Source organism: Microbacterium sp. NPDC019599 (assembly GCF_040632175.1).
GTDB lineage: Bacteria > Actinomycetota > Actinomycetes > Actinomycetales > Microbacteriaceae > Microbacterium.
On record NZ_JBEYBL010000006.1, the window covers coordinates 12,717 to 36,610 of the forward strand.

Annotated in this window: 21 protein-coding genes; 9 read left to right on the forward strand and 12 right to left on the reverse strand. The window is 70.3% G+C overall.

Features of this window, described 5'->3' with window-relative positions; translation table 11 throughout:
- The 3 genes from ABZ477_RS11735 to ABZ477_RS11745 are packed head-to-tail and all read right to left on the reverse strand — an operon-like array spanning window position 1 to window position 1,963.
- Window positions 1-369 carry a hypothetical protein gene (locus ABZ477_RS11735; RefSeq protein ID WP_360132761.1) on the reverse strand — a complete coding sequence of 123 codons (369 nt, stop codon included), beginning with the start codon at window positions 367-369 and terminating at the stop codon, window positions 1-3.
- Window positions 366-1,280: a tRNA pseudouridine(55) synthase TruB gene (gene truB / locus ABZ477_RS11740; protein ID WP_360132764.1), complete on the reverse strand. Its 915-nt coding sequence runs from the start codon at window positions 1,278-1,280 to the stop codon at window positions 366-368. The genes ABZ477_RS11735 and truB overlap by 4 nt, the downstream gene beginning before the upstream one ends.
- Window positions 1,280-1,963 carry a uridine kinase gene (locus ABZ477_RS11745; RefSeq protein ID WP_360132767.1) on the reverse strand — a complete coding sequence of 228 codons (684 nt, stop codon included), beginning with the start codon at window positions 1,961-1,963 and terminating at the stop codon, window positions 1,280-1,282. Before ABZ477_RS11745 ends, truB begins: the two co-directional genes overlap by 1 nt.
- Before the next feature lie 118 nt (window positions 1,964-2,081).
- Here ABZ477_RS11745 and ABZ477_RS11750 point away from each other — a divergent pair, with 118 nt between their 5' ends.
- From ABZ477_RS11750 to ABZ477_RS11765, 4 genes are all read left to right on the forward strand, one after another.
- Window positions 2,082-2,948 carry an A/G-specific adenine glycosylase gene (locus ABZ477_RS11750; RefSeq protein WP_360132770.1) on the forward strand — a complete coding sequence of 289 codons (867 nt, stop codon included), beginning with the start codon at window positions 2,082-2,084 and terminating at the stop codon, window positions 2,946-2,948.
- Between the two features lie 139 nt (window positions 2,949-3,087).
- A complete protein-coding gene (locus tag ABZ477_RS11755; RefSeq protein ID WP_360132773.1) occupies window positions 3,088-3,954 on the forward strand; it encodes a hypothetical protein in 867 nt (288 codons plus the stop codon).
- On the forward strand, window positions 3,951-5,066 hold the full coding sequence (locus tag ABZ477_RS11760) for a hypothetical protein (protein WP_360132776.1): 1,116 nt from the start codon (window positions 3,951-3,953) through the stop codon (window positions 5,064-5,066). Before ABZ477_RS11755 ends, ABZ477_RS11760 begins: the two co-directional genes overlap by 4 nt.
- Entirely contained in the window at window positions 5,059-5,658 is a 600-nt protein-coding gene (locus ABZ477_RS11765; protein ID WP_360132779.1) for a hypothetical protein, read from the forward strand. The genes ABZ477_RS11760 and ABZ477_RS11765 overlap by 8 nt, the downstream gene beginning before the upstream one ends.
- Before the next feature lie 167 nt (window positions 5,659-5,825).
- Here the strand turns inward: ABZ477_RS11765 and rbfA are convergent, their stop codons facing one another.
- The 4 genes from rbfA to nusA all read right to left on the reverse strand — a co-directional run bounded on the left by rbfA (window position 5,826) and on the right by nusA (window position 10,619).
- A complete protein-coding gene (rbfA, locus tag ABZ477_RS11770; protein WP_360132782.1) occupies window positions 5,826-6,263 on the reverse strand; it encodes a 30S ribosome-binding factor RbfA in 438 nt (145 codons plus the stop codon).
- A 144-nt stretch (window positions 6,264-6,407) separates the two neighbouring features.
- A complete protein-coding gene (gene infB / locus ABZ477_RS11775; protein WP_360133410.1) occupies window positions 6,408-9,233 on the reverse strand; it encodes a translation initiation factor IF-2 in 2,826 nt (941 codons plus the stop codon).
- A 78-nt stretch (window positions 9,234-9,311) separates the two neighbouring features.
- A complete protein-coding gene (locus tag ABZ477_RS11780; RefSeq protein ID WP_360132784.1) occupies window positions 9,312-9,584 on the reverse strand; it encodes a YlxR family protein in 273 nt (90 codons plus the stop codon).
- Between the two features lie 45 nt (window positions 9,585-9,629).
- Window positions 9,630-10,619, reverse strand: a complete 990-nt coding sequence (gene nusA, locus ABZ477_RS11785) for a transcription termination factor NusA (RefSeq protein ID WP_360132787.1) — start codon at window positions 10,617-10,619, stop codon at window positions 9,630-9,632.
- A 187-nt stretch (window positions 10,620-10,806) separates the two neighbouring features.
- Here nusA and ABZ477_RS11790 point away from each other — a divergent pair, with 187 nt between their 5' ends.
- The gene (locus ABZ477_RS11790) at window positions 10,807-11,643 is read left to right on the forward strand and encodes a DUF1206 domain-containing protein (protein WP_360132790.1); all 837 of its coding nucleotides are present in this window, start codon (window positions 10,807-10,809) and stop codon (window positions 11,641-11,643) included.
- A 77-nt stretch (window positions 11,644-11,720) separates the two neighbouring features.
- Entirely contained in the window at window positions 11,721-12,221 is a 501-nt protein-coding gene (locus ABZ477_RS11795; RefSeq protein WP_360132794.1) for a pyridoxamine 5'-phosphate oxidase family protein, read from the forward strand.
- A gap of 46 nt (window positions 12,222-12,267) precedes the next feature.
- Here ABZ477_RS11795 and ABZ477_RS11800 read toward each other — a convergent pair whose 3' ends face one another.
- Window positions 12,268-14,340, reverse strand: coding sequence for a PhoX family phosphatase (locus ABZ477_RS11800; RefSeq protein ID WP_360132797.1), 2,073 nt, complete (start codon window positions 14,338-14,340; stop codon window positions 12,268-12,270).
- A gap of 195 nt (window positions 14,341-14,535) precedes the next feature.
- On the opposite strand from ABZ477_RS11800, the gene ABZ477_RS11805 reads away from it, so the two are divergent.
- Window positions 14,536-15,558: an ion transporter gene (locus ABZ477_RS11805; RefSeq protein WP_360132800.1), complete on the forward strand. Its 1,023-nt coding sequence runs from the start codon at window positions 14,536-14,538 to the stop codon at window positions 15,556-15,558.
- A 156-nt stretch (window positions 15,559-15,714) separates the two neighbouring features.
- Here ABZ477_RS11805 and ABZ477_RS11810 read toward each other — a convergent pair whose 3' ends face one another.
- Window positions 15,715-17,517, reverse strand: coding sequence for a proline--tRNA ligase (locus ABZ477_RS11810; RefSeq protein ID WP_360132803.1), 1,803 nt, complete (start codon window positions 17,515-17,517; stop codon window positions 15,715-15,717).
- Between the two features lie 59 nt (window positions 17,518-17,576).
- On the opposite strand from ABZ477_RS11810, the gene ABZ477_RS11815 reads away from it, so the two are divergent.
- Window positions 17,577-18,335 (forward strand): hypothetical protein, encoded by a 759-nt coding sequence (locus ABZ477_RS11815; protein WP_360132806.1) that lies wholly within the window; start codon window positions 17,577-17,579, stop codon window positions 18,333-18,335.
- A 21-nt stretch (window positions 18,336-18,356) separates the two neighbouring features.
- Here the strand turns inward: ABZ477_RS11815 and ABZ477_RS11820 are convergent, their stop codons facing one another.
- The 3 genes from ABZ477_RS11820 to ispG all read right to left on the reverse strand — a co-directional run bounded on the left by ABZ477_RS11820 (window position 18,357) and on the right by ispG (window position 22,442).
- On the reverse strand, window positions 18,357-20,609 hold the full coding sequence (locus tag ABZ477_RS11820) for a PKD domain-containing protein (protein WP_360132809.1): 2,253 nt from the start codon (window positions 20,607-20,609) through the stop codon (window positions 18,357-18,359).
- A gap of 111 nt (window positions 20,610-20,720) precedes the next feature.
- Window positions 20,721-21,281 (reverse strand): pyridoxamine 5'-phosphate oxidase family protein, encoded by a 561-nt coding sequence (locus ABZ477_RS11825; RefSeq protein WP_360132812.1) that lies wholly within the window; start codon window positions 21,279-21,281, stop codon window positions 20,721-20,723.
- Window positions 21,282-21,290: 9 nt separating this feature from the next.
- Complete coding sequence (gene ispG / locus ABZ477_RS11830; RefSeq protein WP_360132815.1) at window positions 21,291-22,442, reverse strand: flavodoxin-dependent (E)-4-hydroxy-3-methylbut-2-enyl-diphosphate synthase; 1,152 nt, start codon at window positions 22,440-22,442, stop codon at window positions 21,291-21,293.
- An 81-nt stretch (window positions 22,443-22,523) separates the two neighbouring features.
- Between ispG and ABZ477_RS11835 the strand changes: the two genes are divergently transcribed.
- The gene (locus ABZ477_RS11835) at window positions 22,524-23,759 is read left to right on the forward strand and encodes a low temperature requirement protein A (protein ID WP_360132818.1); all 1,236 of its coding nucleotides are present in this window, start codon (window positions 22,524-22,526) and stop codon (window positions 23,757-23,759) included.
- Window positions 23,760-23,894: the final 135 nt, after the last annotated feature.

Here is a 23,894-nt window from a genome sequence, read left to right on the forward strand (position 1 = left end):
TCAGGCCAGCTGCACGGTCCAGATGACGTGCATGCGCCACACCATGACCGCGACCGAGAGGGCTGCGACGCCCATGATGACGGTGCTCCAGCGGCTGCGCTCCAGGAGGGCCCACACGACGGCGGCGGGCGGCAGCAGCGCCGCCGAGACGAGGTAGACCCAGAACTCCAGCACGGACCCCGTCGCAGAGTTCCCGACGAGGGGCGCCACGATCGCGACGACGACCTGGATGATCAGCAGCACCTCGACGAGAGCGAGCGAGCCGACCGTCCAGTCGCTGGGCCGCCGCCCCGCGAGCCCCGCGATGAGGCAGAGCAGGCCCGCCGCGACGGCGACGCCCACCTGGACGAGCGTGAACCACAGGATCATCGAGAGGGCTCCTCGGGCATGTTCATGGCGCTCTTGAGGTCGGCGCCGCGGCGCTCGACTATCCCGACGAGCGCTCCGTCCGGGTCGACGGCCGCGGCGCGGGAGCCCGAGATCCGGGATGCCGCTCCCCCGAGTCGCTTGCCGTGCCGGAGGTCCCGCGCCTCGTCGGCGGTGACGTCGATCCGCCCGAGCACGGCTGCCGCAATGTCGGCCGGGGCGAGGCTCCGCGCGTCGGCGAGGTCGTCGATGCCGGCGGCTGCCGCGACCTCGAACGGGCCGATGCGCGTCCGTCGGAGGGCGGTCAGATGCCCGCCGACGCCCAGCGCTCCGCCCAGATCCCGGGCGAGCGCGCGGATGTAGGTGCCGCTCGAGCAGTCCACGACCACGTCGAGGTCGATGACGGCTCCCTCGCGGCGCTCCGCGAGCACCTCGAAGCGGCTCACCGTGACGTCGCGGGCTTTGAGATCGACGTCCACACCCGCGCGCGCGAGGTCGTACGCCCGCTTGCCGTCCACCTTGATCGCCGACACGCGACTCGGGACCTGCGAGATCGCGCCCGTGAGCGCCGCGACGCCGGCCAGGATGTCGGCAGACGCGATGGCCGAGGCATCCGTCTCGGCGACGATCCGGCCGTCGGCGTCGTCGGAGTCGGTCTCGACGCCGAGCCGGATCGTGGCCTCGTACGTCTTGTCGAGGCCGACGATGAAGGTCAGCAGGCGCGTCGCGCCCTCGACGCCGAGCACGAGCAGGCCCGTCGCCATGGGGTCGAGAGTGCCGGCGTGGCCGATCTTGCGGGTGCCGAGCGCACGCCGGGCGCGCGCGACGACATCGTGGCTCGTCATCCCACCCGGCTTGTCGACGAGCAGGATGCCGGGAGCGGGCTTCGCGGCGGGCGGCGGGGCGGCAGGCATCAGCAGAAGTCCCGGTAGATGCGCTGCGGACGCTCGACGTCGGTGTTGTCGACGATCGCCGAGGCGGCGTGACGCGGATCGTGGTCGCGGAGATAGAGGTCGTGCCCGTCGCGGTAGCGCGCATTGGACGGCGCGAGGAAATCGGGGTCGCTGCCGTCGCGCTCGGCCATCCGCCGGAAGGCGACGTCGACCGGGACGTCGAGCCACACCGACCAGTCCCACAGGCCCCTCAGCTCGGGGCGGTTGAGGAAGATGCCGTCGACGATGAGGACGGCGTCGCGCGGCGCCGTGACCCAGGCGGACTCGACGGCCGAGTCGCGAGTGACGTCGAACGCGGCGAGCTGGAATCCCGTCGCGGTGGTCTGCCGGCCCGCGCGGAAGGGGTCGATCAGGACACGGCGGAAGGTCGCGTAGTCGAAGGAGTCGCGATAGAACCCCTCGGGCGACGTCCGGCCGCGGGCGTACCGCTCCGCGCGGGGCCGGTGGAAGTCGTCGATCGTGGCGCGGAAGACCGCCGAGCCGTCTTCCGCGAAGACCGCCGCGAGCCCGTCGGCGAAGATCGTCTTGCCGGCGCCGTCCCGGCCGTCGACCGCGACGATCACCCGTCCGGCGCGGTAGTGCAGCCGGACCTCGTCGCGCAGCTCCCGCCAGAGCCTCGTCACGGGGGTGGTCGGAAGGCGCATGCGTCCAGCCTAGGCCGGGTGTGCGAGCCCGCCGTCCCGCACGGCGTGCAGCCCGCCCGGGCCGCGCCCGGCCCGGTGCGATGCGCCGCCTTGGCCGCGCCCGCATAGGGTGGACCGCGTGCCCGACCTCGCCACGCCGCTCATCGAGTGGTACCGCGACGATGCGCGCGACCTCCCGTGGCGCCGGCCCGGATTCGGCGCGTGGGGCGTGCTCGTGAGCGAGTTCATGCTGCAGCAGACGCCCGTGAACCGCGTGATCCCCCACCTCGAGGCGTGGCTCGAGCGCTGGCCCACGCCGGCGGACCTCGCGGCGGCGCCGCCTGCCGAGGCGGTCCGGCAGTGGGCGAACCTCGGCTATCCGCGCCGCGCGCTGTGGCTGCACCGCGCGGCCGTGGAGATCCGGGACCGCCACGAGGGCGTCGTGCCGAGCGACGTCGAGGCGCTCCTCGCCTTGAGCGGCATCGGCGACTACACGGCACGCGCCGTGTCGGTCTTCGCGTACGGGATGCGGCATCCCGTCGTCGACACGAACACGAGACGGGTGCTCGCCCGCGCAGTCGACGGGCGGTCGCAGCCCGGATCGCCGTCCCGCCGCGACCTGGCGGCGATGGAGTCCGTGCTCCCGCAGGACGACGCCGAGGCGGCCGTCGTCAACGCCGCGACGATGGAGCTGGGCGCGACCGTGTGCACTTCGCGGGCGCCGCAGTGCGACGCCTGCCCGCTCGCGCGCATGTGCGCGTGGCGCGCCGCGGGGTATCCCGACACGGGCGACGCCCGGCGCCGGCAGGCGAAGTACGAGGGCAGCGCCCGGCAGGCGCGCGGCGCAGTGCTCCGCGTCCTCCGCCACGCCGACACGCACGCCGTGCCGCTGGACGACCTGCTGGCGGACTGGCCCGACGCGCGTCAGCGCGACCGGGCCGTCGACTCGCTCATCGCGGACGGGCTCGCCGAGGCGGCAGACGGGATGCTGCGCCTGCCGGCGTGAGGACGCCACTGGCCCCCATTGACATCGACGCCGATTCGACAGCGCGTCGGGGCGTTGATGGTGCGGGCCGGCGTTGCTACGATCCGGGCGAGAGCGCGGTGGCGCGCACATCTGGATTATCGACCTGCGGGGGCTGGCCGTGATCGCCGATTGGATCGTGACGGACGAACAAGCCGTCCACTACGAAGCCGCGAACGCGGAGATCGTGCGCCGGGTCGTCGAAGGAATCGGAATCGACAGCGGGCGCCGCGCCGGTGCAGGAGCGCGGGTGGTCTTCAACCTGTCCTGCGTCCATGTGCCGGCTGTCCTCGCCGACCGGTACCTCAATGCCTACGATCTCGAAGCGGATCCGGCCGCGACCGTCGGCGAGCGACCGCCGACTCGCCGGGAGCGGATCGATCGAGCCGTCGCCGACGTGGCGACTGACCGGCACCCGGCGCGGGAGACGGTGCGGCCGGAGGATCTCTACTACGGCGCAGTCGAGGTCAATGGCGCCGGCATGCGCTATTACGGCGACATCAGCCTCGTCCTGCCCGCGCCCGCAGATGATCAGCTCGTGCTCTACCGGAACTCCTACGACCTGCTGAGGCCGCCGATCGCCGATCGGATCGAGGCTGGCGCATCGCTTGCGGATCAGGCCGAGCTGATCGCCGGTACGTGGGCCCAGCTGTGTGACATGGTCGTCGCGAAGCTCCGTGACAGCTCGGCACCGCACCGCGGCCGGCTCTTGACGACCGCCGTCGTCTCGTCCGCGGTGCTCGCGGACGAGGACTATCTCGAAGTTCCGCGACAGGGCCCCTTCACGGCGGTGGACGTCATGCAGGCGCGAACGGCGGTCGGCGATGTGGCGATCGATGGGATGATCGCGGAGCGGGCGACGCGCGGCCCCGCGCCGTCGCTCGAGGAGCTGGTCTGGCGCAGCGCACGCCGTCGCGCCGCAACGGCCCTTGCGCTCAACGGCATCGACTTCGTCTCGGTCGCGCATGAAGGGCGGCAGCGCCCATGAGCGCGCCCGCCTGGTACATCGACGCCTTCGATCCGTCGGGGGGCATCGCGTTCGCGAGCTGTCGCGACGCCGACGCTGATTCCGAAGAGCGCGAGATTAGTGCGCCGAGCGTCTTCATCGCGTCCCCGCACTTCGACGCTGTCGTCGTCAGCGGGCGTGCGCTCGGCCTTTCCGCGACGCGCGGCTCTTTCCAGAGGGGGGTGTTCCTCTTCCAACAGGAGCTGGGATTCGATCAGCTCGACGACCTGGTGGAGTTCGTTCGCCGGGTCTTCGTCGGCCGCGACGGCGACGAGGGGCCCGCACCCGTGGGCGAGCGGCCCCCGCGTCCGTTCGCACCGTTCAGCGACGAGGATCGACCTGACGACGCGGAAATCCTCGATGACGAGATGGACCACGGTGGTGAGGGCCCCCGTCGCGTCGACATGCTTCTCGGACACTTCGCCGCGGATTTCCAGATGGCCGCGCACGACGCCGATGAGTCTTCGGAGGCTGCTCCGTCGAGGCTCGTCGTGCGATCAGCAGGCGTCGCAGCCGACGCGGCGATCTCCGCGGACTCCTCCGACGTCCTCTTGAGCGGAATAGAGTGCATCGCCCGAGAGCTCGGCCGACGCAGGCCGGGCGACGACCTCGAATGGCGCCACGCGGTCAGCCGCCTCGCCTACGCCGCATTCCGACTGGGTCTCGGGTCCCGCTTCGTCCGCATAGATCCGCGGATCTGGAGAGCGACGCCGGGCGCATTCGGCGAGCTCGAAGACCGCTACGAGGACCTCACGTACTGGCCGATCGCGCCCACGACGGCGGCGGCCATCGGCGTGGATCCGCGTTGGGCGACTGTCCGCGACTTGCTGTGCGTCGTTACGAGCGCGCCCATGGTTCTCATGGATGTCAGTCGCGCGGACTGGGCGGTCGTCGTGCTGGCCGCCGCCCACCTCCAGCCGATCGGGCTCGTGGACGAGAACGCGCCGGACCAGGGGCACCAGGCGCGAGTCGCCGTGGTTGAGGATGCGTGGTCCTGGCTCATCGCGCAACTGCCCGATCGAGCATTTCCACTGCATGTGGAGGAGCTGATCCGTCGCCCACGCCACGAGAGGGGAGGGCTCGTCGATGCGTGAGACGGCGGTCCCGCTGGCGGAGGTGGTGCTCGCGACCGCCGACTCGGGTGCCGGGACGGACGTCCCGACCCTCCTTCTCACGGCGCTCATCGGAGCGCTGGGAGGCGCGGTCGGCGCCTGGATCGGAATCTGGATCGATCGCCGAAAAGCGATCAACAATGCACTGGTTGCCAAGCGGCTCGCGATCTACGAGGAGATGATGCCGCAGGCCAACGACGTCTTGTGCTTCTTCGTGTGCGTGGGCGATTGGCGCCGGCTGTCTCCGCAGGTGGTCCTCGCCCGCAAGCGGACCCTCGACCGCCTCAGGCACGTCTACGGAGGGCTGTTCTCGAAAGAAGCGGAACGCGCCTACGACCACTTCATGGAGCAATTCTTCGTGACCCGCACCGGTCCCGGCGAAGACGCCAAGCTCAAGGCCGATCCCGCGTATCTGCGGCGACAATGGGGGCCCTCCTGGCGCCGCGCGTGGGACTCCGCGCTCGCGTATCGGAAGCCCATGGAGGCGACCGAGTCGAAGAGCGGACGAGCGGGCCAGCGGGCCGCGTACCGAGACTTGATCGCGGCGTTCGGGCGCGACATCGGCGCACGTTGAACACCGGACCGGCGCATCGCGGACGGGCTCGTCGAGGCGGCAGACGGGATGCTGCGCCTTCCCCGCTGAGATCGCCGCAACGTCACAGAAAACCACAGCGCCGGACGCGGAAGGTTGTTCCGGTCCGACGCTGTGGTGAAATCCGACGCTGTGGCGGTGGGCGAGGATCAGTCCTCGTCGTCCTCGAGCTCGCGGGGCTTGACGTAGGGGTCGGCGTCGCCGGCGTAGGCCGCGGTCGACGCGAGCCCCGCCACGACCGCGTCGCGCTCGCGCGCTTCGCGGAGGAGGTCCTCGATGTGTCCCGCGTTCTCGGGGAGGGCGTCGGGGATGAACTCGAGGGTCGGGGTAAGGCGGACGTTGAGGTGCTTGCCCACTTCGGAGCGCAGCATCCCGGTCGCCGACTTGAGTGCCTCACCGGAGGCGAGACGCTCGTCCTCGGAGCCGAGCACCGTGTAGAACACCGACGCGTGCTGCAGGTCACCCGTGACGCGGACGTCCGTGATGGTGACGAAGCCCAGGCGCGGGTCGCGCAGCCCCTTCTCGAGGCGCTCCGCGAGGATGACGCGGATGCGGTCGCCGAGGCGTGCCTGACGTTCGCTGGCCATTTCTTCCTACTTCCTGCCCTATTTCCCGCCCGAGGCGGCTGACGACGGTGGAGGCGGAGGTGACGGATGCCGCTCAGACAGTCGGGGTCTTGGGGGTCCTGTTGTCTGAGCGGCATCCGTCACCGGAGCCGTGCGTGACCGAGATCAGCCGCGAGGCTTCTCCACCATCTCGGTGGTCTCGATCTCGTCGCCGATCTGGATGTCGTTGTACTTGCCGAGGCCGATACCGCACTCGAAGTCCGTGCGGACCTCGGTGACGTCGTCCTTGAAGCGGCGCAGCGACTCGATGGCCAGGCCATCGGCGATGACGACGCCGTCGCGGATGACGCGCGCCTTGGCGTTGCGCGTGATCGTGCCGGAGCGGACGATGACACCCGCGATGTTGCCGAACTTCGAGGAGCGGAACACCTCGCGGATCTCGGCCACGCCGGACTGGACCTCTTCGTACTCGGGCTTGAGCAGACCCTTGAGCGACTGCTCGACGTCGTCGATCGCGTTGTAGATGACCGAGTAGAACCGGACGTCCACGCCCTCGCGAGCGGCGCGCTCGCGCGCCTTCGTGTCGGGGCGGACGTTGAACCCGATGACGATCGCGTTGTCGATCGTCGCGAGGTTGATGTCCGACTCGGTGATCGCGCCGACGCCGCGGTGGATGATCCGCAGCTGGACGGAGTCGTCGACCTCGATCTTGAGGAGCGACTCCTCGAGCGCCTCGACGGCACCCGACACGTCGCCCTTGATGATGAGGTTGAGCGACTCGACCTTGCCCTCTTCGAGAGCGCGCGTGAAGTCCTCGAGCGAGATGCGCTTGCGGGCCTTGGCCAGCTGGGCGTTGCGCTCGGCCGCTTCGCGCTTCTCGGCGATCTGGCGGGCCGTGCGGTCCTCTTCCGTCACGATGAACGTGTCACCGGCGCGCGGGACCGAGTTGAGGCCCTGCACCTGGACGGGACGCGACGGGTAGGCCTCTTCGACCGCATCGCCGTTCTCGTCGATCATGGCGCGCACGCGGCCGTAGGCCGTGCCCGCGACGATCGCGTCGCCGACGCGCAGCGTTCCGGACTGGATGAGGACGGTGGCGACCGATCCGCGGCCCTTGTCGAGCTTGGCTTCGATCGCGACACCGCGCGCGTCCTTGTTCGGGTTGGCCGTGAGGTCGAGGCCCGCGTCCGCCGTCAGCAGGACGGCGTCCAGGAGCTCCTGGATGCCGGTCCCCTGACGCGCCGAGACGTCGACGAACATGACGTCGCCGCCGTACTCCTCGGCGACCAGGCCGTACTCGGTGAGCTGCTGGCGCACCTTGGCCGGGTTGGCGTCGGGCTTGTCGACCTTGTTGACCGCCACGACGATCGGCACGTCGGCCGCCTGGGCGTGGTTCAGCGCCTCGACCGTCTGCGGCATGATGCCGTCGTCGGCCGCGACAACGAGGATCGCGATGTCGGTGACCTGCGCACCACGGGCACGCATGGCGGTGAACGCCTCATGACCCGGCGTGTCGATGAAGGTGATGGCGCGCTCGATGCCGTCGTGCTCGGTCCAGACCTGGTAGGCACCGATGTGCTGCGTGATGCCGCCGGCCTCGCCCGCGACCACGTTGGTCTGGCGGATGGCGTCGAGCAGTCGCGTCTTACCGTGGTCGACGTGACCCATGACGGTCACGACGGGAGGCCGGATCTCGAGGTCGTCCTCGCTCTCCGCCTCCAGCTCGGCCTCGAGGTCGAGACCGAAGCCCTCGAGGAGCTCCTTGTCCTCGTCCTCGGGCGAGACCATCTGGATCTTGTAGCCGAGCTCGGCGCCGAGCACCTCGAACGTGGCCTCGTCGAGCGACTCCGTCGCCGTGGCCATCTCGCCGAGGTTGAAGAGGATCGTCACGAGCGTGCCGGGCTGCACGGTGTAGCCGCGCAGAGCCTCGAGCTTGTCCGCGAAGTCCGCGATCGACGCGCCGCGGCGCAGGCGGATGATCTCGCCGTTGCCCTTCGAGACGTTGACGCCGCCGACGACGGGCGCCGACCGCATCTCGAATTCCTGCCGCTTCGCACGACGCGACTTGCGCTGCTTCGACTTGCCGCCGCCCTTGCCGAAGGCCCCCGCGGTGCCGCCGCCGGGACCACGGCCACGGCCGCCACCGCCGCCGGGACGACCGGCGAAGCCGCCGCCGGGAGCACCCGCACCGGGCGCGCCGCCGGGACGCTGGAACCCGCCGCCGCCGGCACCGCCGGGACGACCGGGACCGCCGGGACGCTGCTGGAAGGGCGCGCCGGGCCGACCGCCGCCGCCGGGACGGCCTGCGCCGCCGGGACGCGGAGCGCCGGGACGCGGCGCACCCGGGCGCGGAGCCTGCGGACGCGGGATGTTGCCCGGGTTGGGGCGCTGGCCCATGCCCTGGCTCGATGCGAAGGGGTTGTTGCCCGGACGCGGGCCGGCGGGGCGCTGACCCATGCCCTGGCTCGAGGCGAAGGGGTTGTTGCCGGGGCGCGGAGCGCCACCCGGACGCGGCGGGGCCGGGGTCGGGGCAGCCGGACCCGGCTTGGGCGCGCTGCTGGCCGGCGCGGCGGGGGCCGCGGGAGCGGGTGCCTCGGCGGCCGGCGCGGGCTGAGCCACGGGCGCGGCCTCAGCGGCGGGAGCCGGCGCGGCCTCGGCAGCGGGCGCGACCGGAGCCGCAGGCGCGGCGGGGCGCGCGGGTCCGGGAGTCGGGCCCGAGGGGCGCGCGGCAGGCGCGGCGGCGGGCCCCGAAGGCGCGGCCGGACGCACGGGACCGGGGCGGCCCGAAGGGCGCGCGGAAGCCGCCGGCTTCTGGTCGGCGGCAGCGGCCGGCTTGGCCGCGGCTCCGTCCGCCTCGAGGGCAGCGCGGAGCTTTCGAGCCACGGGGGGCTCGATCGTCGACGAGGGGCTCTTGACGAACTCGCCGAGCTCCTTCAGCTTGGCCAGAGCGACCTTGCTGTCGACGCCGAGTTCCGAGGCGATCTCGTGCACGCGTGGTTTGGCGTTTGCCACAATTCTCCTGTCTGGGGGTCTACCCAGGACAGGGCAGACCGATCTAGCGGACGGGTCTCATTTCGAGCCGTTCACTTTGTTTCCATAGCCGTTCAGCCGTTTCTCGATGGTCTGCGTGTCAAGCGGGCCTGACACACGCAATGCCCGCACGAAGGCACGGCGCCTGATGGCGGCATCCATGCACTCGCGCGTCTCGTGCACCCACGCACCCCTTCCCGGCATCGAAGCGCGCTCGTCGGCGACGAGGACGGAATCGATGACAACCACCCTGAGCAGAGTGGAGCGGGAGGCACGCGTGCGGCATCCGACGCACGTTCGTACAGGTTCCATTCTACACGCCAGCGGCGGACGAAAGCCCGGGGGCCAGGGCGCGCGTCAGGCGTCTTCCAGGATCGAGTCCGGCTGGATGTCGATCTTGGCGCCCGTGAGCTTGGCGGCGAGGCGGGCGTTCTGGCCCTCCTTGCCGATCGCGAGCGACAGCTGGTAGTCGGGGACGAGCGCGCGGACGGCCTTGCTCGAAGCATCCAGGATGAAGCTCGAGGTGACCTTCGCGGGCGACAGCGCGTTGGCGACGAACTTCGCGAGCTCGGGGTCGTAATCGACGATGTCGATCTTCTCGCCGCTGAGCTCTTCCGTGACAGCCCGCACGCGACGGCCGAGCTCGCCGATGCAGGCGCCCTTGGCGTTGATCGTCGGGTCGTTCGCCTTGACGGCGATCTTGGTGCGGTGACCGGCCTCGCGCGCGAGCGAGACGATCTCGACGAGGCCCGACGCGATCTCGGGGACCTCGAGCGCGAAGAGCTTGCGGACGAGTCCGGGGTGCGTGCGCGAGACCGTGATCGAGGGGCCCTTCGTACCCTTCGCGACGGACGTGACGTAGACCCGCAGGCGGGACCCGTGCGTGTATTCCTCGCCGGGCACCTGCTCCTCGGGCGGCAGGATGGCCTCGATCGACCCGAGGTCCACGTGCACCATGCGCGGGTTGGGGCCCTGCTGCACGACGCCGGCGACGATGTCGCCCTCCTTGCCGCGGAACTCGCCCAGCACGGCGTCGTCCGCGATGTCGCGGAGTCGCTGGCTGATGACCTGCTTCGCGGCGAAGGCCGCGATACGGCCGAAGTCCTCGGGAGTGCTCTCCTCCTCGCCGATGACGGCGCCTTCTTCGTCCAGGAGCGGGATGAACACGGCGACATGGCCGGTCTTGCGGTCGAGCACCGCGCGGGCGCCTTCGGGCAGTTCGCCCGTCGGCGACGTGTGCTTCGCGTACGCCGTCAGGATCGCCTGCTCGATGATCCGCACGAGCTCGTCGAAGGGGATCTCCTTCTCGCGCTCGACAGTTCGCAGCAGTCCGAGATCGATGTCCACGTGACCCTCCCTATTCAGCTCTCTCGCCGGCGCGTCGTGCGCACTTCGGCAACCCCACCACGTTACCGGATGCCTCGTGCCCACGGCTGGGAGGGGGCTGGTGGATGATGTCGCTCGGACATGTGCGCCGACCCGGGGCTCGTCAAGCCCTCGCGCGTCGAACACGCGCCTTCGTAGGCTCGTCCGAGTGAGCCCGGACACGACGGTCAGGACCGGAGCGAAGCGCGCGGCCCGCAAGGCGGCCGCCAGCCCCGCGCTGCGCTTCCTCGCGCGCGCCGGGTATGTCGCGAACGGCATCGTCCATGCCCTCGTCGGGGTCATCGTGCTCGTGATCGCGTTCGGCGGAGACGGCGAAGGCGATCAGGCCGGCGCCTTCAAGGCCGTCGCGGCGGCTCCGGCAGGCTTCGCCGCGCTGTGGGCGCTCGCGATCTCCCTGTGGGCGCTGGGCGCGTGGCATGCCGCGGCAGGCTTGCTCGCCTACGATCCGCGCGGCGACGCCACCGGTTCCGCGAAGAAATGGGGACGGCGGCTGGCGGAATGGGGACAGGCGGTCGTCTTCCTCGCGCTGGGCACGCTCGCGGCGGCGGTCGCGATCGGCGCCCGGCCCGACACCGAGCAGGTGGCCGAGGGGGCCAGTCGCGGCATCCTCTCGATCCCGGGAGGTCCCTTCGTGCTGGCGGCAGTGGGCCTCGGGATCGGAGTCGGCGGGGTGGTGTTCGTCGTCATGGGTGTGCGACAGAGCTTCGAGAAGCCCGTGGACGTGCCCGACGGCGCATTGGGAGCCTGGATCCGCGCGCTCGGCGTCGCGGGTTTCGTCGCGAAGGGGCTCGCCCTCCTCGTCCTGGGCGTGATCCTCGTCGTGGCGGCCGTGAGTATCGACCCGGATGCGGCGGGAAGTCTGGACGGCGCCGTCCGCGCGATCCTCGCGCTCCCGCTCGGACCGGTCCTGGCGGGCGTCGTCGGCGCCGGGTTCATCGCGTACGGCGTCTTCTGCGGGTTCCGCGCCCGCTACGCCCACCTCTGAATCCAGCGGCCGCGGGGCGGAGGCGGCGTGTGTCAAGCCCTTCCCCCGTATCCGTCCGGTGGACGAGCCTCGGATCCATGACTGAAGTGACAGGAGCCGAGGCCCGCGCACGGATGAAGGAGCTCGTGGAGGACATCGACTTCACGATGCTGACCACGGTCGACGCCGGCGGCAACCTCGTGGGGCGCCCCATGAGCACGCGCCAGATGGACGACGACGGCGATATCTGGTTCTTCGCGTCCGACCGCTCGAAGAAGGCCGACGAGGTCGAGGCCGATCACGACGTGTCGCTGTCGTACATCGACGCCAAGGGCATGCGGTTCGTCTCGGTCGCGGGCACCGCACGCATCGTGCATGATCGGGCGAAGATGGAGGCGCTGTACTCGCCATCGCTCGACATCTGGTTCGAGGACGGCCTCGAGACTCCGGACATCGCGTTGCTGCGCGTCACACCGGTCGAGGCGGAGTACTGGGAGCCCGGCGAGGGCCGGATCATGATGGCGGCGAAGATGGTGAAGTCCCTCGTCACGCGCGACACACCCGACGACACGATGGACCACGGCCGCATCACAGCCTGAGTCTGCCGGCGGCGCGGGATGCCTCATCCCGCGCCGCCTCGTGGGCTCAGCTGCGGTAGACCTGGACGACCGAGGGGCGGGGCGCGTTCGGCACGGCGCCGGGCGCCGTCGAGCCGTAGTCCGGGAAGAGAGACGTCTGGGCGGCGAAGGTCCCGTTCTCACCGGGATGCTGGACCGCGACGAAGACGAGGCCCTCGCTGTCGTGGATGACCGGGCCGCACGTCTCGGCCTCGCGCGGGACGGCGAGGAACTGCTCGACACGACCGCGGTTCGGTCCCTCGAGCGCGACCTTGAAGAGTCCGTCGTTGTAGCCGATCGTGCTCGGCGCGCCGTCGGTCGAGATCCAGAGGTTGCCCTCGGAGTCGAAGGCGACGTTGTCGGGGCACGAGATCGGCGAGACGAGCTGCTTCGGGAAGCCCGCGAAGTACGTGTACTCGAAGACGGCGGGATCTCCGCACACGAGCAGGATGCTCCACGCGAAGCTCGTCCCCGCCTGACCCGCCGTCTCGGTCAGCTCGATGACGTGGCCGTAGCGGTTGCCGGTCACCGGGTTGGGCTCGTCGACGGGGCTCGCCGCGCCGCCGCGCGTGGAGTTGTTCGTGAGCGCGGCGTACACCTTGCCGGTCTTGGGGCTGGGCTCGACGTCCTCCGGACGGTCCATCTTCGTCGCGCCGACAGCATCCGCCGCCAGACGCGTGAAGACGAGCACCTGCTCCGTCGTGAAGCCCGGGACGACGCTGCGGCCATTGCGCGTCAGCGGGATCCACTCGCCGCTGCCGTCGAACTCGCCGTCGGACGGGAGCTTGCCCGTGCCCGTGATCTCGGCGGCGGGCGAGTCGCCGCGGAACCTCGCGACGTAGAGGTCGCCCTCCGACAGCAGCGTCAGGTTCTTCTTGCGCGAGCCCGAGATCTTCTGCTTCGACACGAACTTGTACAGGTAGTCGTTGCGCTCGTCGTCGCCCATGTACGCCACGACCCGGCCGTCCTCCGCGACGATGACGTTGGCGCCCTCGTGCTTGAAGCGGCCCATCGCGGTGTGCTTCTTGGGCGTGGAGTTCGGGTCCTGCGGATCGATCTCGACGATGTAGCCGAAGCGGTTGGGCTCGTTGACGTAGCCGGGGTTGTGCGCGTCGAAGCGCGGGTCGTACGCCTCCCAGCCCGTCGAGGTCGTGGTCGACGACGTCGACTGGTACCGCTTCTGCTCGGGGGTGTCGGCGGCCCACGCGAAGTAGCCGTTGAAGTTCTCCTCGCCCGAGAGGATCGTGCCCCACGGCGTCGTGCCGCCCGCGCAGTTGCCGAGGGTTCCGCGTACCCAGCGGCCCTCGGGGTCGCCTTCCGTCTTGACCGAGGCGGCGCCCGCAGCGGGTCCCGTCAGCTCGAAGACGGTCTCGACGGTGATCCGGCGGTTGCGCCTGCCGCCGCGGACGTACGACCACGGCTTCCCGACGGCGCTGCGGGTCACCTCGACGATCGAGAGGCCCTGCGCCGCCTTGTAGATGTCGCCGCGCACCTGCTTCTCGGCGGGGGTCGTCGCGGCCGTCGGGAACATGATGTTCGGGTTGACGTACTCGTGGTTGTTGACCAGGACGCCGGTCTTTCCGCTCGGGTCGGCGACGATGTCGAGGTAGTCGGAGTTGTAGCCGAACTGCTCCGCCTGGGCCGCCGGCGTCTGCGCCGCGATGTCGAACGCGGGCGTGCGCGCGAAGAGCGGGTCGCCCCACCGGATGATCGGCTGCCACGTGAAGCCCTCCGGCACCGTGAAGGCGTCGACGGATGCCGCGACCGGCGCGATCGGCTGGAAGGCGAGGCCCGCCGTCCCGGGTTTGGCGAAGGCGACGCCCGATCCGGCGGCGCCCGCAGCACCGGGCGCAGAGACCGGCGCTCCCCCGCGCAGGACGCCCGCCGTCAGCGCGACGGCGCCCGCGGCGCCGAGGCCGAGGAGGGCGCGACGCGAGAAAGCGGCCGCCGCGACCTCTTGAAAGGTCTCGTTGGCGGAGGTGTTGCACACCGGGTGCAGGCAGGCGTTCGCGCACTTGAGCTGGCAGGTGACCGCCGAGCGCTTGCCTCGGGCGTGGTCCGCCAGAGGGAGCGATCGGCGGGAGTTCTCGATGATGGTCACGAAGCGTCCTCACTCTCGGGGTCGGCGACCAGCCTGGTCACGCGCGGGAACGAGCGGGCGACCGCGCGGTGAACGGGCGGTGTCGCGCGCGGAACGCCCCGTCGCGGGTGAGGTCGCCTCCACGCCCTTGTCGGGCGGCGCCATACTGGTGCCGCCGGCTGCCGAGAGGGGCGGCCCCTAACCGGGAGTCCGATCATGGCCAGGACACGCGTCAGGAAGCCCAAGTCCGAGCTCAAGAACATCTCCTACGAGATCTTCATCGGCGCGCTGTCGGTGCTCTCGATCGCCAACCTCGTGCTGATGGCCTTCATGCAAGGCAGCGAGGCGCTGCAGCTCATCCTCTGGGTGATGAATGCGCTCTTCAGCGCGATCTTCCTCGGCGACTTCATCTACCGGATGGTCACGGCGCCGTCGGCGAGCCACTACTTCTTCCGAGGCTTCGGATGGGCCGATCTCCTCGCGAGTCTGTGGTTCCCGCAGCTGAAGGTGCTGCGGGTGTTCCGGCTGTGGCGCGTCATCCGGCTCATGCGCGACGTCGGTCCGCGGACGCTGTGGAACACGATCATCCACGACCGCGCCAACAGCGCCCTCATGACGCTGCTGCTCATGGGCATCCTCGTGCTGGAGTTCGGCAGCATCTCGATCCTCTACATCGAGGAGGATGCAGACGGTGCGAACATCACGACGGCCTCGGACGCCCTCTGGTACACGATCGTCACGATCTCGACCGTCGGCTACGGCGATCAGTTCCCCGTCACCAACGCCGGCCGGCTCATCGGCACGCTCATCATCGTCGTCGGCGTCGGCATCTTCGGTACGTTCACGGGTTACCTCGCGAACCTCTTCCTGGGCCCCGGCAAGGATGCGGCTGCCGCGCACGAGGAGGAGAAGGATGCCGCGGCAACCGCCGCCACGGCGGCGCCCGCCCTCCCGCCGGTCACCGCCGACCACACGGCCAAGGGACTCGCGGCCGGCTCGGTATCGGGCGCCGTGACGGCGGGTGCGGGGGTCGGCACGAGCGCCGGGACGAGCGCCGCGGCCGGGCCCGCAGATGCCAGGCCCGCGGATGCCGGGCCCGCGGTGGACGCGGCACCGCCCCTCGCGCTGGCTTCGACGGCCCAGCTCCTGCGCCTGCTCGAGGAGTCCGAGCGCATCAACGCCGAACTCCGCGCCCTCGTCGGCTCGACGGCATCCGGCGGGACGAGGTCCGACGGCTGAGGCGCGAGAACGTCGCTCCTCCCCTGCCCGGCACGGAGGGAGGCGAACGGACGAGGGGAGGGCCGGGATGCAGCCTCCCTCCTCCGCCCGTCGGTTCTCCTCCCGCGGCCGGCGGCAGCGCGGCCGGCGGCAGCGCGGCCGGCGGCAGCGAGCAGCTCAGCGGGCGGTGATGCGGGCGACGGCCTCGGCCGCCGGGAGCACCTCGCGGTCGCCCGAACGGCGGTCCCACAACTCGACCTGGCCCTCGGCAGCGCCGCGGCCCACGATGAGGATGCGCGGGACGCCGATGAGCTCCGCGTCGGCGAACTTCACGCCGGGCGAGACCTTCGTGGGCCGGTCGTCGTAGAGGACGTCGAAGCCCGCGGACTCGAGGTCGGCGGACAGCGATCCGGCGAGCTCGTAGGCGGCGGCATCCTTCCCCGTCGCGACGACGTGGACGTCGAACGGCGCGACGGACTCGGGCCAGACAAGGCCCTTGGCGTCGTTGTTGAGTTCGGCGAGGATCGCGAGGATGCGCGTGACGCCGATGCCGTACGAGCCCATCGTGACGGTGACGAGCTTGCCGTTCTCGTCGAGGACCTTCAGGCCCAGCGTCTCGGCGAAGAAGCGTCCGAGCTGGAAGACGTGCCCGATCTCCATGCCGCGTGCGAGGTGGACGGGACCCGAGCCGTCGGGAGCGGGATCGCCCTCGCGCACCGAGGCGACCTCGACGAAGCCGTCGCCCGTGAAGTCACGGCCCGCGACGAGCGAGTGCACATGCATCTGGTCGATGTTGGCGCCCGTCACCCACGCCGTGCCGTCGACGACGCGGGGGTCCAGCAGAAACCGGATGCCGGTCGCCGACTCCTCGCCCAGGATCGGGCCGGTCTCGGACCAGGGCCCGATGTAGCCCTTGACGAGAAGCGGGTTGTCCTCGAAGTCCTGCTCGGTCGCCGCTTCGACGGATGCCGGAGCGAAGGCCACCTCGACGCGCTTGTCGTCGACATCCCGATCCCCGGGGACGCCGACGATGACGAGCTCGCGCGTTCCGTCGAGATGCGTGAGAGCGAGCACGACGTTCTTGAGCGTGTGCGCCGCAGTCCACTCCGTGACGCCGTCGGTCGCGGGGCCCGCGACGCCGGGCGCGGGGGCCTCGAGATGAGCGTTGGAGTGGTCGACGAGCGTCTGGATCGTCGGAGTGTTCGGCGAGTCGAAGATGACGGGGACCGGGAGACCCTCGAACGGGATCGTGTCGGGCACGGTCGTCGTGTAGGCCTCGACGTTGGCCGCATAGCCTCCCGCCGAGCGCACGAAGGTGTCCTCGCCGACGGAGGTCGGGTGGAGGAACTCCTCGCTGCGCGCACCGCCCATGAGCCCGTTGTCCGCCGCGACGATGACGTACTCGAGCCCCAGCCGCTGGAAGATGCGCTCGTAGGCGTCGCGCTGCGCCTGGTACGAGGCATCCTGCCCCTCGTCCGTGTAGTCGAACGAGTACGCGTCCTTCATCGTGAACTCGCGACCGCGCAGGAGGCCGGCGCGGGGGCGAGCCTCGTCGCGGTACTTGTCCTGGATCTGGTAGATCGTCAGCGGCAGGTCCTTGTATGACGAGTAGAGGTCCTTCACGAGCAGCGTGAACATCTCCTCGTGCGTCGGCGCGAGCAGGTAGTCGGCGCCGCGGCGGTCCTGCAGGCGGAAGATCCCGTCGCCGTACGACGTCCAGCGGCCCGACTCCTCGTACGGCTCGCGCGGCAGGAGGGCCGGGAAGTGCACTTCGAAGGCGCCCGCGTTCGTCATCTCGTCACGGATGACGGCCTCGATCTTCGCCTTGACCTTCAGGCCCAGCGGCAGCCACGTGAAGATGCCGGGCGCGGCACGGCGGATGTAGCCGGCTCGGACGAGCAGCTTGTGGCTCGTGACTTCGGCATCGGCGGGGTCTTCACGGAGCGTGCGGAGGAAGAAATGCGACAGACGGGTGACCACGAGGGACAAGTCTAGGGCGGTGCATTCCGCTCCCCGGGCGGACCGGCTACGGTCGGCGTATGACCGTGGGTCAGGTCATCATGATCGTCGCCGGAGCCGCGCTCGTATCCGCGGGAGTCTGGATGCTGATCCGCGCCCGAGGAGGGGACGAGCAGAGCCGATCCGAGGCGAAGCTCGGCGGTTTCGGCGTCTCGGGTCCGCCCGGGCTCGTCCTCACCCTCGTGGGCGTCGGGATGATCGTGTTCCCCCTCTCGCCCTGGTGGCCGGCACCCTCGACCCCGAGTGCCGTCGCCGACCCCACGAACACCTCCGCCCCCGACCCGACGACGACGTCGTCCGTGGATGTCCTGAGGTTCGAGGCTGAGGACGCGAGCCTCGTCGAGACGATCGCCGCCCGCTCGGACCCGACGGCCTCGGGCGGCGCCTACATCTCGGCGGCCTCGGACAGAGGGGCTGCGCGCTTCGAGTTCGACGCGTCCGGCGGGACATACGTCGTGTGGGCGCGCGTGTCGCAGCCCGAGCCCGCCGATCCCACCCGGACCGATTTCAACGACTCCTTCGTCGTCGTGATGGATGGCTCCACGCCCGACATCTGGGACTACTTCGAGGGCGAGGGCGTCGTGCACAAGCAGTGGACGTGGGACCGGATCAGCCTCCGCTGCGGCGGGACGTTCGAGCTGCACTACTGCGATCCGTGGGAGGTGACCCTCACACCGGGCGAGCACACGCTCGTCCTGAACGCCCGCGAAGCCGATGCCCGGGTCGATGTCGTCGTCATCACCAACGACCTCGACTACGAGCCGACCGGCGCGGGCTGACCCGCGGTTCGGCCTCGAACGTCAGTCCGCGTGGACGACCCGCGCGAGGTCGCGCTCGATCGCCTGCAGCTCGGAGCGCGTCGACGTCGCGTCGAGGATCACCTCCTCCGCCCGGAACATGAGGTCCAGGAACGCCTCGTCCGCGCCCTGCAGCGGCACGTCGGCGCCGTACTCGACGGCACCGCTCGCGAACTGCAGCCACGCCAGCAGGAGCTCGGCGGTCGCGCGGGCGCGGCGGTCGTCCCCGGTCGGCGACAGCACGGCGTGCGCCGCAGCCGGGGTCGCAGCATCCGTCTCCTCCGCGAACACGGACGAGACCGCGTCGACGATGTCGAGGTAGGCCTGGGCCGTGTCGGCGTCGATGTGGGGCGCGCCCTTGCCGGAGTACTGGTGCTTCCACCATCCGGAGCTGCGGGCGTCGTCGGCCGTTCCCGTCACGATCGCGCCGGCGTCGACCGAGTCCAGGCCGCCGTCGTCATCCGTGAGCGTGAGCTCGAGCAGCTGGACGCCGGGGTTCGGTGAGACGGCGATGACGTCGTCCGCCGCGAGGAAGGGGAAGACGCCCTCCGGGCTCAGGTCGGGATCCGGGGCCGCACCGTCGTTGAAGTGGGTGTTGACCTCGCCCGTGCTCCAGGAGAAGGTCAGGTCGTCCGAGCCGGGGTCCTCGCCCGTCGCCGACAGCGGCAGGTCCTCTCCGGCGCCCACGACGAAGTAGTCACCGCCCGGGAAGGACACCTGCCCGGACACGTCGAGATCGACCTCCGGGTCGAGGTTCGACACGCCCACCACGACGGTGTCGGAGCCGACGCCGCCGTCGTCGTCGGTCACGGTGACCGTGACATCGAAGTCGCCGTCATCGCCGTAGACGTGCTCGATCCCACCCGCCAGATCGGCCGCGTCGACGACCTCGGCCGGCTCACCGTAACCCCAGTCGATCGTCGCAGTGTGCGTGTCGAGCGTCCCCGGGTCGGTGAAGGTCGCCGTCACGGTCGCCGTACCGGCTTCAGCGATCGCGTCGCCGACGGCCGTGACGGTGGGCGGCACGTTCTGGACGGTGACCGTCGTGTCGTCGTCGTCCGTGAGCGCCGTCGCCGCCGTCACGTCGCCGCCGATGTCGCTCACCGTGAGCGTCAGCACGTCCACCGTGTCGTCGATCGCGTCGTAGCTCGGTGCAGGGCTGGTCGGATCGTCGAGGTGCGTCGCAGGCGACCAGGAGTACGACAGGATCGCGTTCTCGGGGTCGCTGCTGCCGGTGCCGTCGAGCTGCACGGTCGAGCCCTCGTCGACGACGTAGGGCCCGCCGGCGTCCGCGGTGGGCGCGGTGTTCGTGCAGGGGTTGGCGGTGAAGGCGTTGTTGCCCGGACTCGTGTCGCCGTCGACGTACGTGTTGTCCGGGATGTCGCACACGATCGGCACGACGTTGGTGCCGTCGATGAATCCTCCGGCATAGAAGCCCATGATGCCCGTGCCGCCGGGGTCCTCGTTGCCGCCGCCGGGGATCGCCCGCGCGATGAAGGGGCCGTCGAACGGCGTCGGATCGGTCGGGTCGTCGGGCAGGGCGATCTCGTGGTGCAGGTGCCTTCCTGTCGCGCGGCCGATGTCGGCCTCGATCCCGAGCGGGTCGCCCACGAGGACCGTGTCGCCGACGGAGAGGTTGCCCGGCGCTCCCGTGATCGAGCCCGTCTCCATGTGCGTGTACTTCGACCACTCGCCGTTGGGATGCGCGATCCAGATGTAGTTGTTGTAGTTCTGGCAGAGCCCGATGACGGCGGAGTTCGGCAGGCTCGAGTCGAGGGAGCCGTTCCCGTTCAGGTCCTCGCCTGCGTCGAGGATGTCGTCGTCGTCGACGTCTTCGTCGAAGTCCTGACAGCTGTGCTCGAGGGCGTCCGCGTGCACGGTCACGCCGTCGAACAGCAGCTGGCCCGAATTGCCGTTGACATCGAGACCGTCGCCCAGCCCGTCCGAGTCGCCGTGGATGTCGACGATCGCCATGACGACGCCGGATGCAGCGGCCACCACGGTCGCGGGCGGATCGTCCGCGACGAGGTCGAAGCGGTTGTTGCCCTGGTTGGGTGTGGGGCTGCCGTGGTTGTGATGGTCGTTGGAGACCACCATGTCGGTGCCGTCCTCGTACGGGATGCGATAGATCCCCGAAGACACCGGGAACGACCCGTGCCCCGCGACGGCGGGACCCCCTCCGACGAATGCCAGTCCCGCACCCACCGCGACGGCGGTGGAGAGCGCGATCGTCCTGCGGCCAGTGCGAATGCCCATCGTCGAGCCCCCTCGCGCCACCCGTACGCGGGCGCCCCGATGCACCCCCGAGGAAGCGCTGACGGGCGGATGCTACTCCTGATCCGCCGCGACCGACAGACCCGACGGCGCTCAGACCTCGTCGAGGGTCAGCGCCGGCAGCCCGTCGAGGCTCGTGAGGTTCTTGTCGGCTCGGTAGCGCGAGAGGCCCTCGGGCCCCTTCTTCTCGGCCCAGGGGCCCATGATCCCCCGCTCGCCGTCGTCGACGAGCTCCATGCGAGGCACGCCCCAGCCGCACGAGTCGGCGATGCGGTCGATGTCGACGACGATGACGGCGCGCGGGCCGAGGAGAGAGGGATGCCGCGCCACGACGTCGTCGAAGAGCGGATCGCCCGGCAGCACGACCCGCCCGCGTCCGTGCAGGCGCAGGATGCGCGGCTGCTGGCCGAACGAGGCGAACATGACGCAGATGCGGCCGTTCTCACGGAGGTGCGCGATCGTCTCGGAGCCCGAGCCGGTCAGGTCCACCCACGCGACGGTGCCCGCGTCGAGCACGCTGAAGCAGTCGAGGCCGCGCGGCGAGACGTTGACGTGGCCATCCTCCGCCAGCGGCGCAGTCGCGACGAAGAACATCGGCTGACGCCCGATCCACCGGGCGAGCTTCTCGTCGATCCCCTCGAAGACGGTCCCCATGTCAGGCGGTCAGGCCGTGACGACCTGGGCCGTGCCGACGGGTGCGTCGGGCCCCTGCTCGGCCGCGATGCGGTTCGCCTCCTCGATGAGGGTCGCGACGATCTCGGACTCGGGCACCGTCTTGATGACCTGGCCCTTGACGAAGATCTGGCCTTTGCCGTTGCCTGAGGCGACGCCGAGATCGGCCTCGCGGGCCTCGCCCGGGCCGTTGACGACGCAGCCCATGACGGCCACGCGCAGCGGCACCGTCATGTCCTTGAGGCCCTCGGTGACAGCATCCGCGAGCGAGTAGACGTCGACCTGCGCGCGCCCGCACGACGGGCACGAGACGATCTCGAGCTTGCGCTCGCGCAGGTTGAGCGACTGCAGGATCTGGTGCCCGACCTTGACCTCTTCCGCGGGCGGAGCCGACAGCGAGACGCGGATCGTGTCGCCGATGCCCTCCGAGAGGAGGATGCCGAACGCCGTGGCGGACTTGATCGTGCCCTGGAAGGCGGGTCCGGCCTCGGTCACCCCGAGGTGCAGCGGCCAGTCGCCCCGCTCGGCGAGGAGGCGGTACGCCTTGACCATGACGACGGGGTCGTTGTGCTTGACCGAGATCTTGAAGTCGTGGAAGTCGTGCTCCTCGAACAGCGACGCCTCCCACACGGCGCTCTCGCACAGCGCTTCGGGGGTGGCCTTGCCGTACTTCTCGAGGAGGCGGCGGTCGAGCGACCCGGCGTTGACGCCGATGCGCAGCGACACGCCGGCGGACTTCGCGGCGGCGGCGATCTCGCCGACCTTGTCGTCGAACTGGCGGATGTTGCCGGGGTTCACGCGCACGGCCGCACAGCCTGCGTCGATCGCCTGGAAGACGTACTTCGGCTGGAAGTGGATGTCGGCGATGACCGGGATCTGGCTCTTCGCCGCGATGATGTGCAGGACGTCGGCGTCGTCCTGCGACGGGACGGCCACGCGCACGATCTCGCAGCCCGACGCCGTGAGCTCGGCGATCTGCTGCAGCGTCGCGTTGATGTTGGTCGTCGGGGTCGTCGTCATGGACTGGACGCTGACCGGCGCGTCGCCTCCGACCAGCACCTTGCCCACCCTGATCTGGCGGGTCTTGCGTCGGGGAGCGAGTACTTCGGGGACTTTCGGCATCCCGAGATTCACTGCTGGCACCGCCCCAGCCTACGCCGCGGGAGTCACGGACGGCGGAGACCGGGCGCGCTGCCGCATGCTGGGAGCCGGTAGTTTCCCCCCATGAGCGTGAATCACGTCTACGCCCGGATGACGGGCCGCGATCCTCACGAGCATCACCGGGCGGCGACGCCGCTCGAGCTGCTCTTCGACCTCGTGTTCGTCGTCGCGTTCAGCCAGATCGGCTCGCAGATGGCGCATGTGCTCGAGCTCGGTCACGTGACGACGGCCCTCATGGCCGGCTGGTTCTGCACGTTCGCCGTGGCGTGGGCCTGGATCAACTACTCGTGGCTGGCCTCCGCCTACGACACCGATGACGTGTACTTCCGCATCGCGACGATGGTCATCATGATCGGCGTCATCGTCGTCGCCCTCGGCGTGCCGTCCGTCTTCCACTCGCTCGACGAGGGCGTCTACCTCGACAACGGCGTGATGGTCGCGGGCTACGTCATCATGCGCATCGCGACGGTCTCACTGTGGTTTCGGGTCGCGCGCGACGACCCGCAGCGCCGCCGAACCGCGATCGCGTACGCCGTGAACATCTCGATCGCACAGGTGGGCTGGATCGCCCTCATCTTCCTGAACCTGCCGGTCGGCACGACTCTCGTCTTCACGACGATCCTGACTCTCTTCGAGCTGGCGGGGCCTCTGTTCGCCGAGCTGAAGTTCGGCCGCACGCCGTGGCATCCGCACCACATCGCGGAGCGCTACGGACTCCTCGTGATCATCACGCTCGGCGAGGTCATCCTCGGCACGATCCTCGCGATCTCGGCCGTGTTCGAGGATCAGGGCTGGTCGCTCGAGACCGCGCTCGTCGCCCTCGGCGGCACGGTGCTCGTCTTCGGCATGTGGTGGATCTACTTCGCGATCCCTTGGGGGCTCGTCCTCGACCGGCACCGGACCCGCGGGTGGGCATGGGGGTACCTGCAGATCCTCCTGTTCGGATCGCTCGTCGCGGTCGGCGCGGGGCTGCACGTCGCGGCCTACGTCATCGGCGGCGAGGCCCACGTCGACGCGACGTTCGCTGCCCTGTCCATCGCGATCCCCGTGCTGCTGTTCGAGACCTTGCTCTTCGTGCTGTACGCCCTGCTCGTGATGCAGGTGGATCCGTTCCACATCTGGCTCTACCTGGGCGTCATCGCCGTCCTCGCGATCGCCGTGGCCGCCGTCGCGCTCGGGGCGTCGCTCGGGGTCGGCATCCTCCTCATCGCGTGCTCCCCCGTCGTCGTGGTCGTCGGCTACGAGACCGTCGGGTGGCGGCACGGCGCCCAGATGCTCGAGCGCACGCTCAACGACTGAGGGCGGGATGCTGTGCGCCGGCGTGCGGCGCCGGGCGCACAGCATCCGCCTCCGCCCCGGGGGTCTGCTATCGTGACCGCATGCTCGCGAACCTCACCACGTGGTGGCCCGCCGACTGACGGCGGTGTGTTCGCG

Excerpts from the sequence above, each read along its gene's own strand:
- rbfA (WP_360132782.1), bottom strand. The coding sequence starts at position 6,263 with ATGGCCAGCGAACGTCAGGCACGCCTCGGCGACCGCATCCGCGTCATC.
- ABZ477_RS11805 (WP_360132800.1), top strand. The coding sequence starts at position 14,536 with ATGGCCAGGACACGCGTCAGGAAGCCCAAGTCCGAGCTCAAGAACATC.
- ABZ477_RS11745 (WP_360132767.1), bottom strand. The coding sequence starts at position 1,963 with ATGCGCCTTCCGACCACCCCCGTGACGAGGCTCTGGCGGGAGCTGCGC.
- ABZ477_RS11795 (WP_360132794.1), top strand. The coding sequence starts at position 11,721 with ATGACTGAAGTGACAGGAGCCGAGGCCCGCGCACGGATGAAGGAGCTC.
- ABZ477_RS11825 (WP_360132812.1), bottom strand. The coding sequence starts at position 21,281 with ATGGGGACCGTCTTCGAGGGGATCGACGAGAAGCTCGCCCGGTGGATC.
- ABZ477_RS11765 (WP_360132779.1), top strand. The coding sequence starts at position 5,059 with ATGCGTGAGACGGCGGTCCCGCTGGCGGAGGTGGTGCTCGCGACCGCC.
- ABZ477_RS11835 (WP_360132818.1), top strand. The coding sequence starts at position 22,524 with ATGAGCGTGAATCACGTCTACGCCCGGATGACGGGCCGCGATCCTCAC.
- ABZ477_RS11815 (WP_360132806.1), top strand. The coding sequence starts at position 17,577 with ATGACCGTGGGTCAGGTCATCATGATCGTCGCCGGAGCCGCGCTCGTA.
- ABZ477_RS11760 (WP_360132776.1), top strand. The coding sequence starts at position 3,951 with ATGAGCGCGCCCGCCTGGTACATCGACGCCTTCGATCCGTCGGGGGGC.
- ABZ477_RS11780 (WP_360132784.1), bottom strand. The coding sequence starts at position 9,584 with ATGGAACCTGTACGAACGTGCGTCGGATGCCGCACGCGTGCCTCCCGC.
- ABZ477_RS11820 (WP_360132809.1), bottom strand. The coding sequence starts at position 20,609 with ATGGGCATTCGCACTGGCCGCAGGACGATCGCGCTCTCCACCGCCGTC.
- ABZ477_RS11735 (WP_360132761.1), bottom strand. The coding sequence starts at position 369 with ATGATCCTGTGGTTCACGCTCGTCCAGGTGGGCGTCGCCGTCGCGGCG.
- truB (WP_360132764.1), bottom strand. The coding sequence starts at position 1,280 with ATGCCTGCCGCCCCGCCGCCCGCCGCGAAGCCCGCTCCCGGCATCCTG.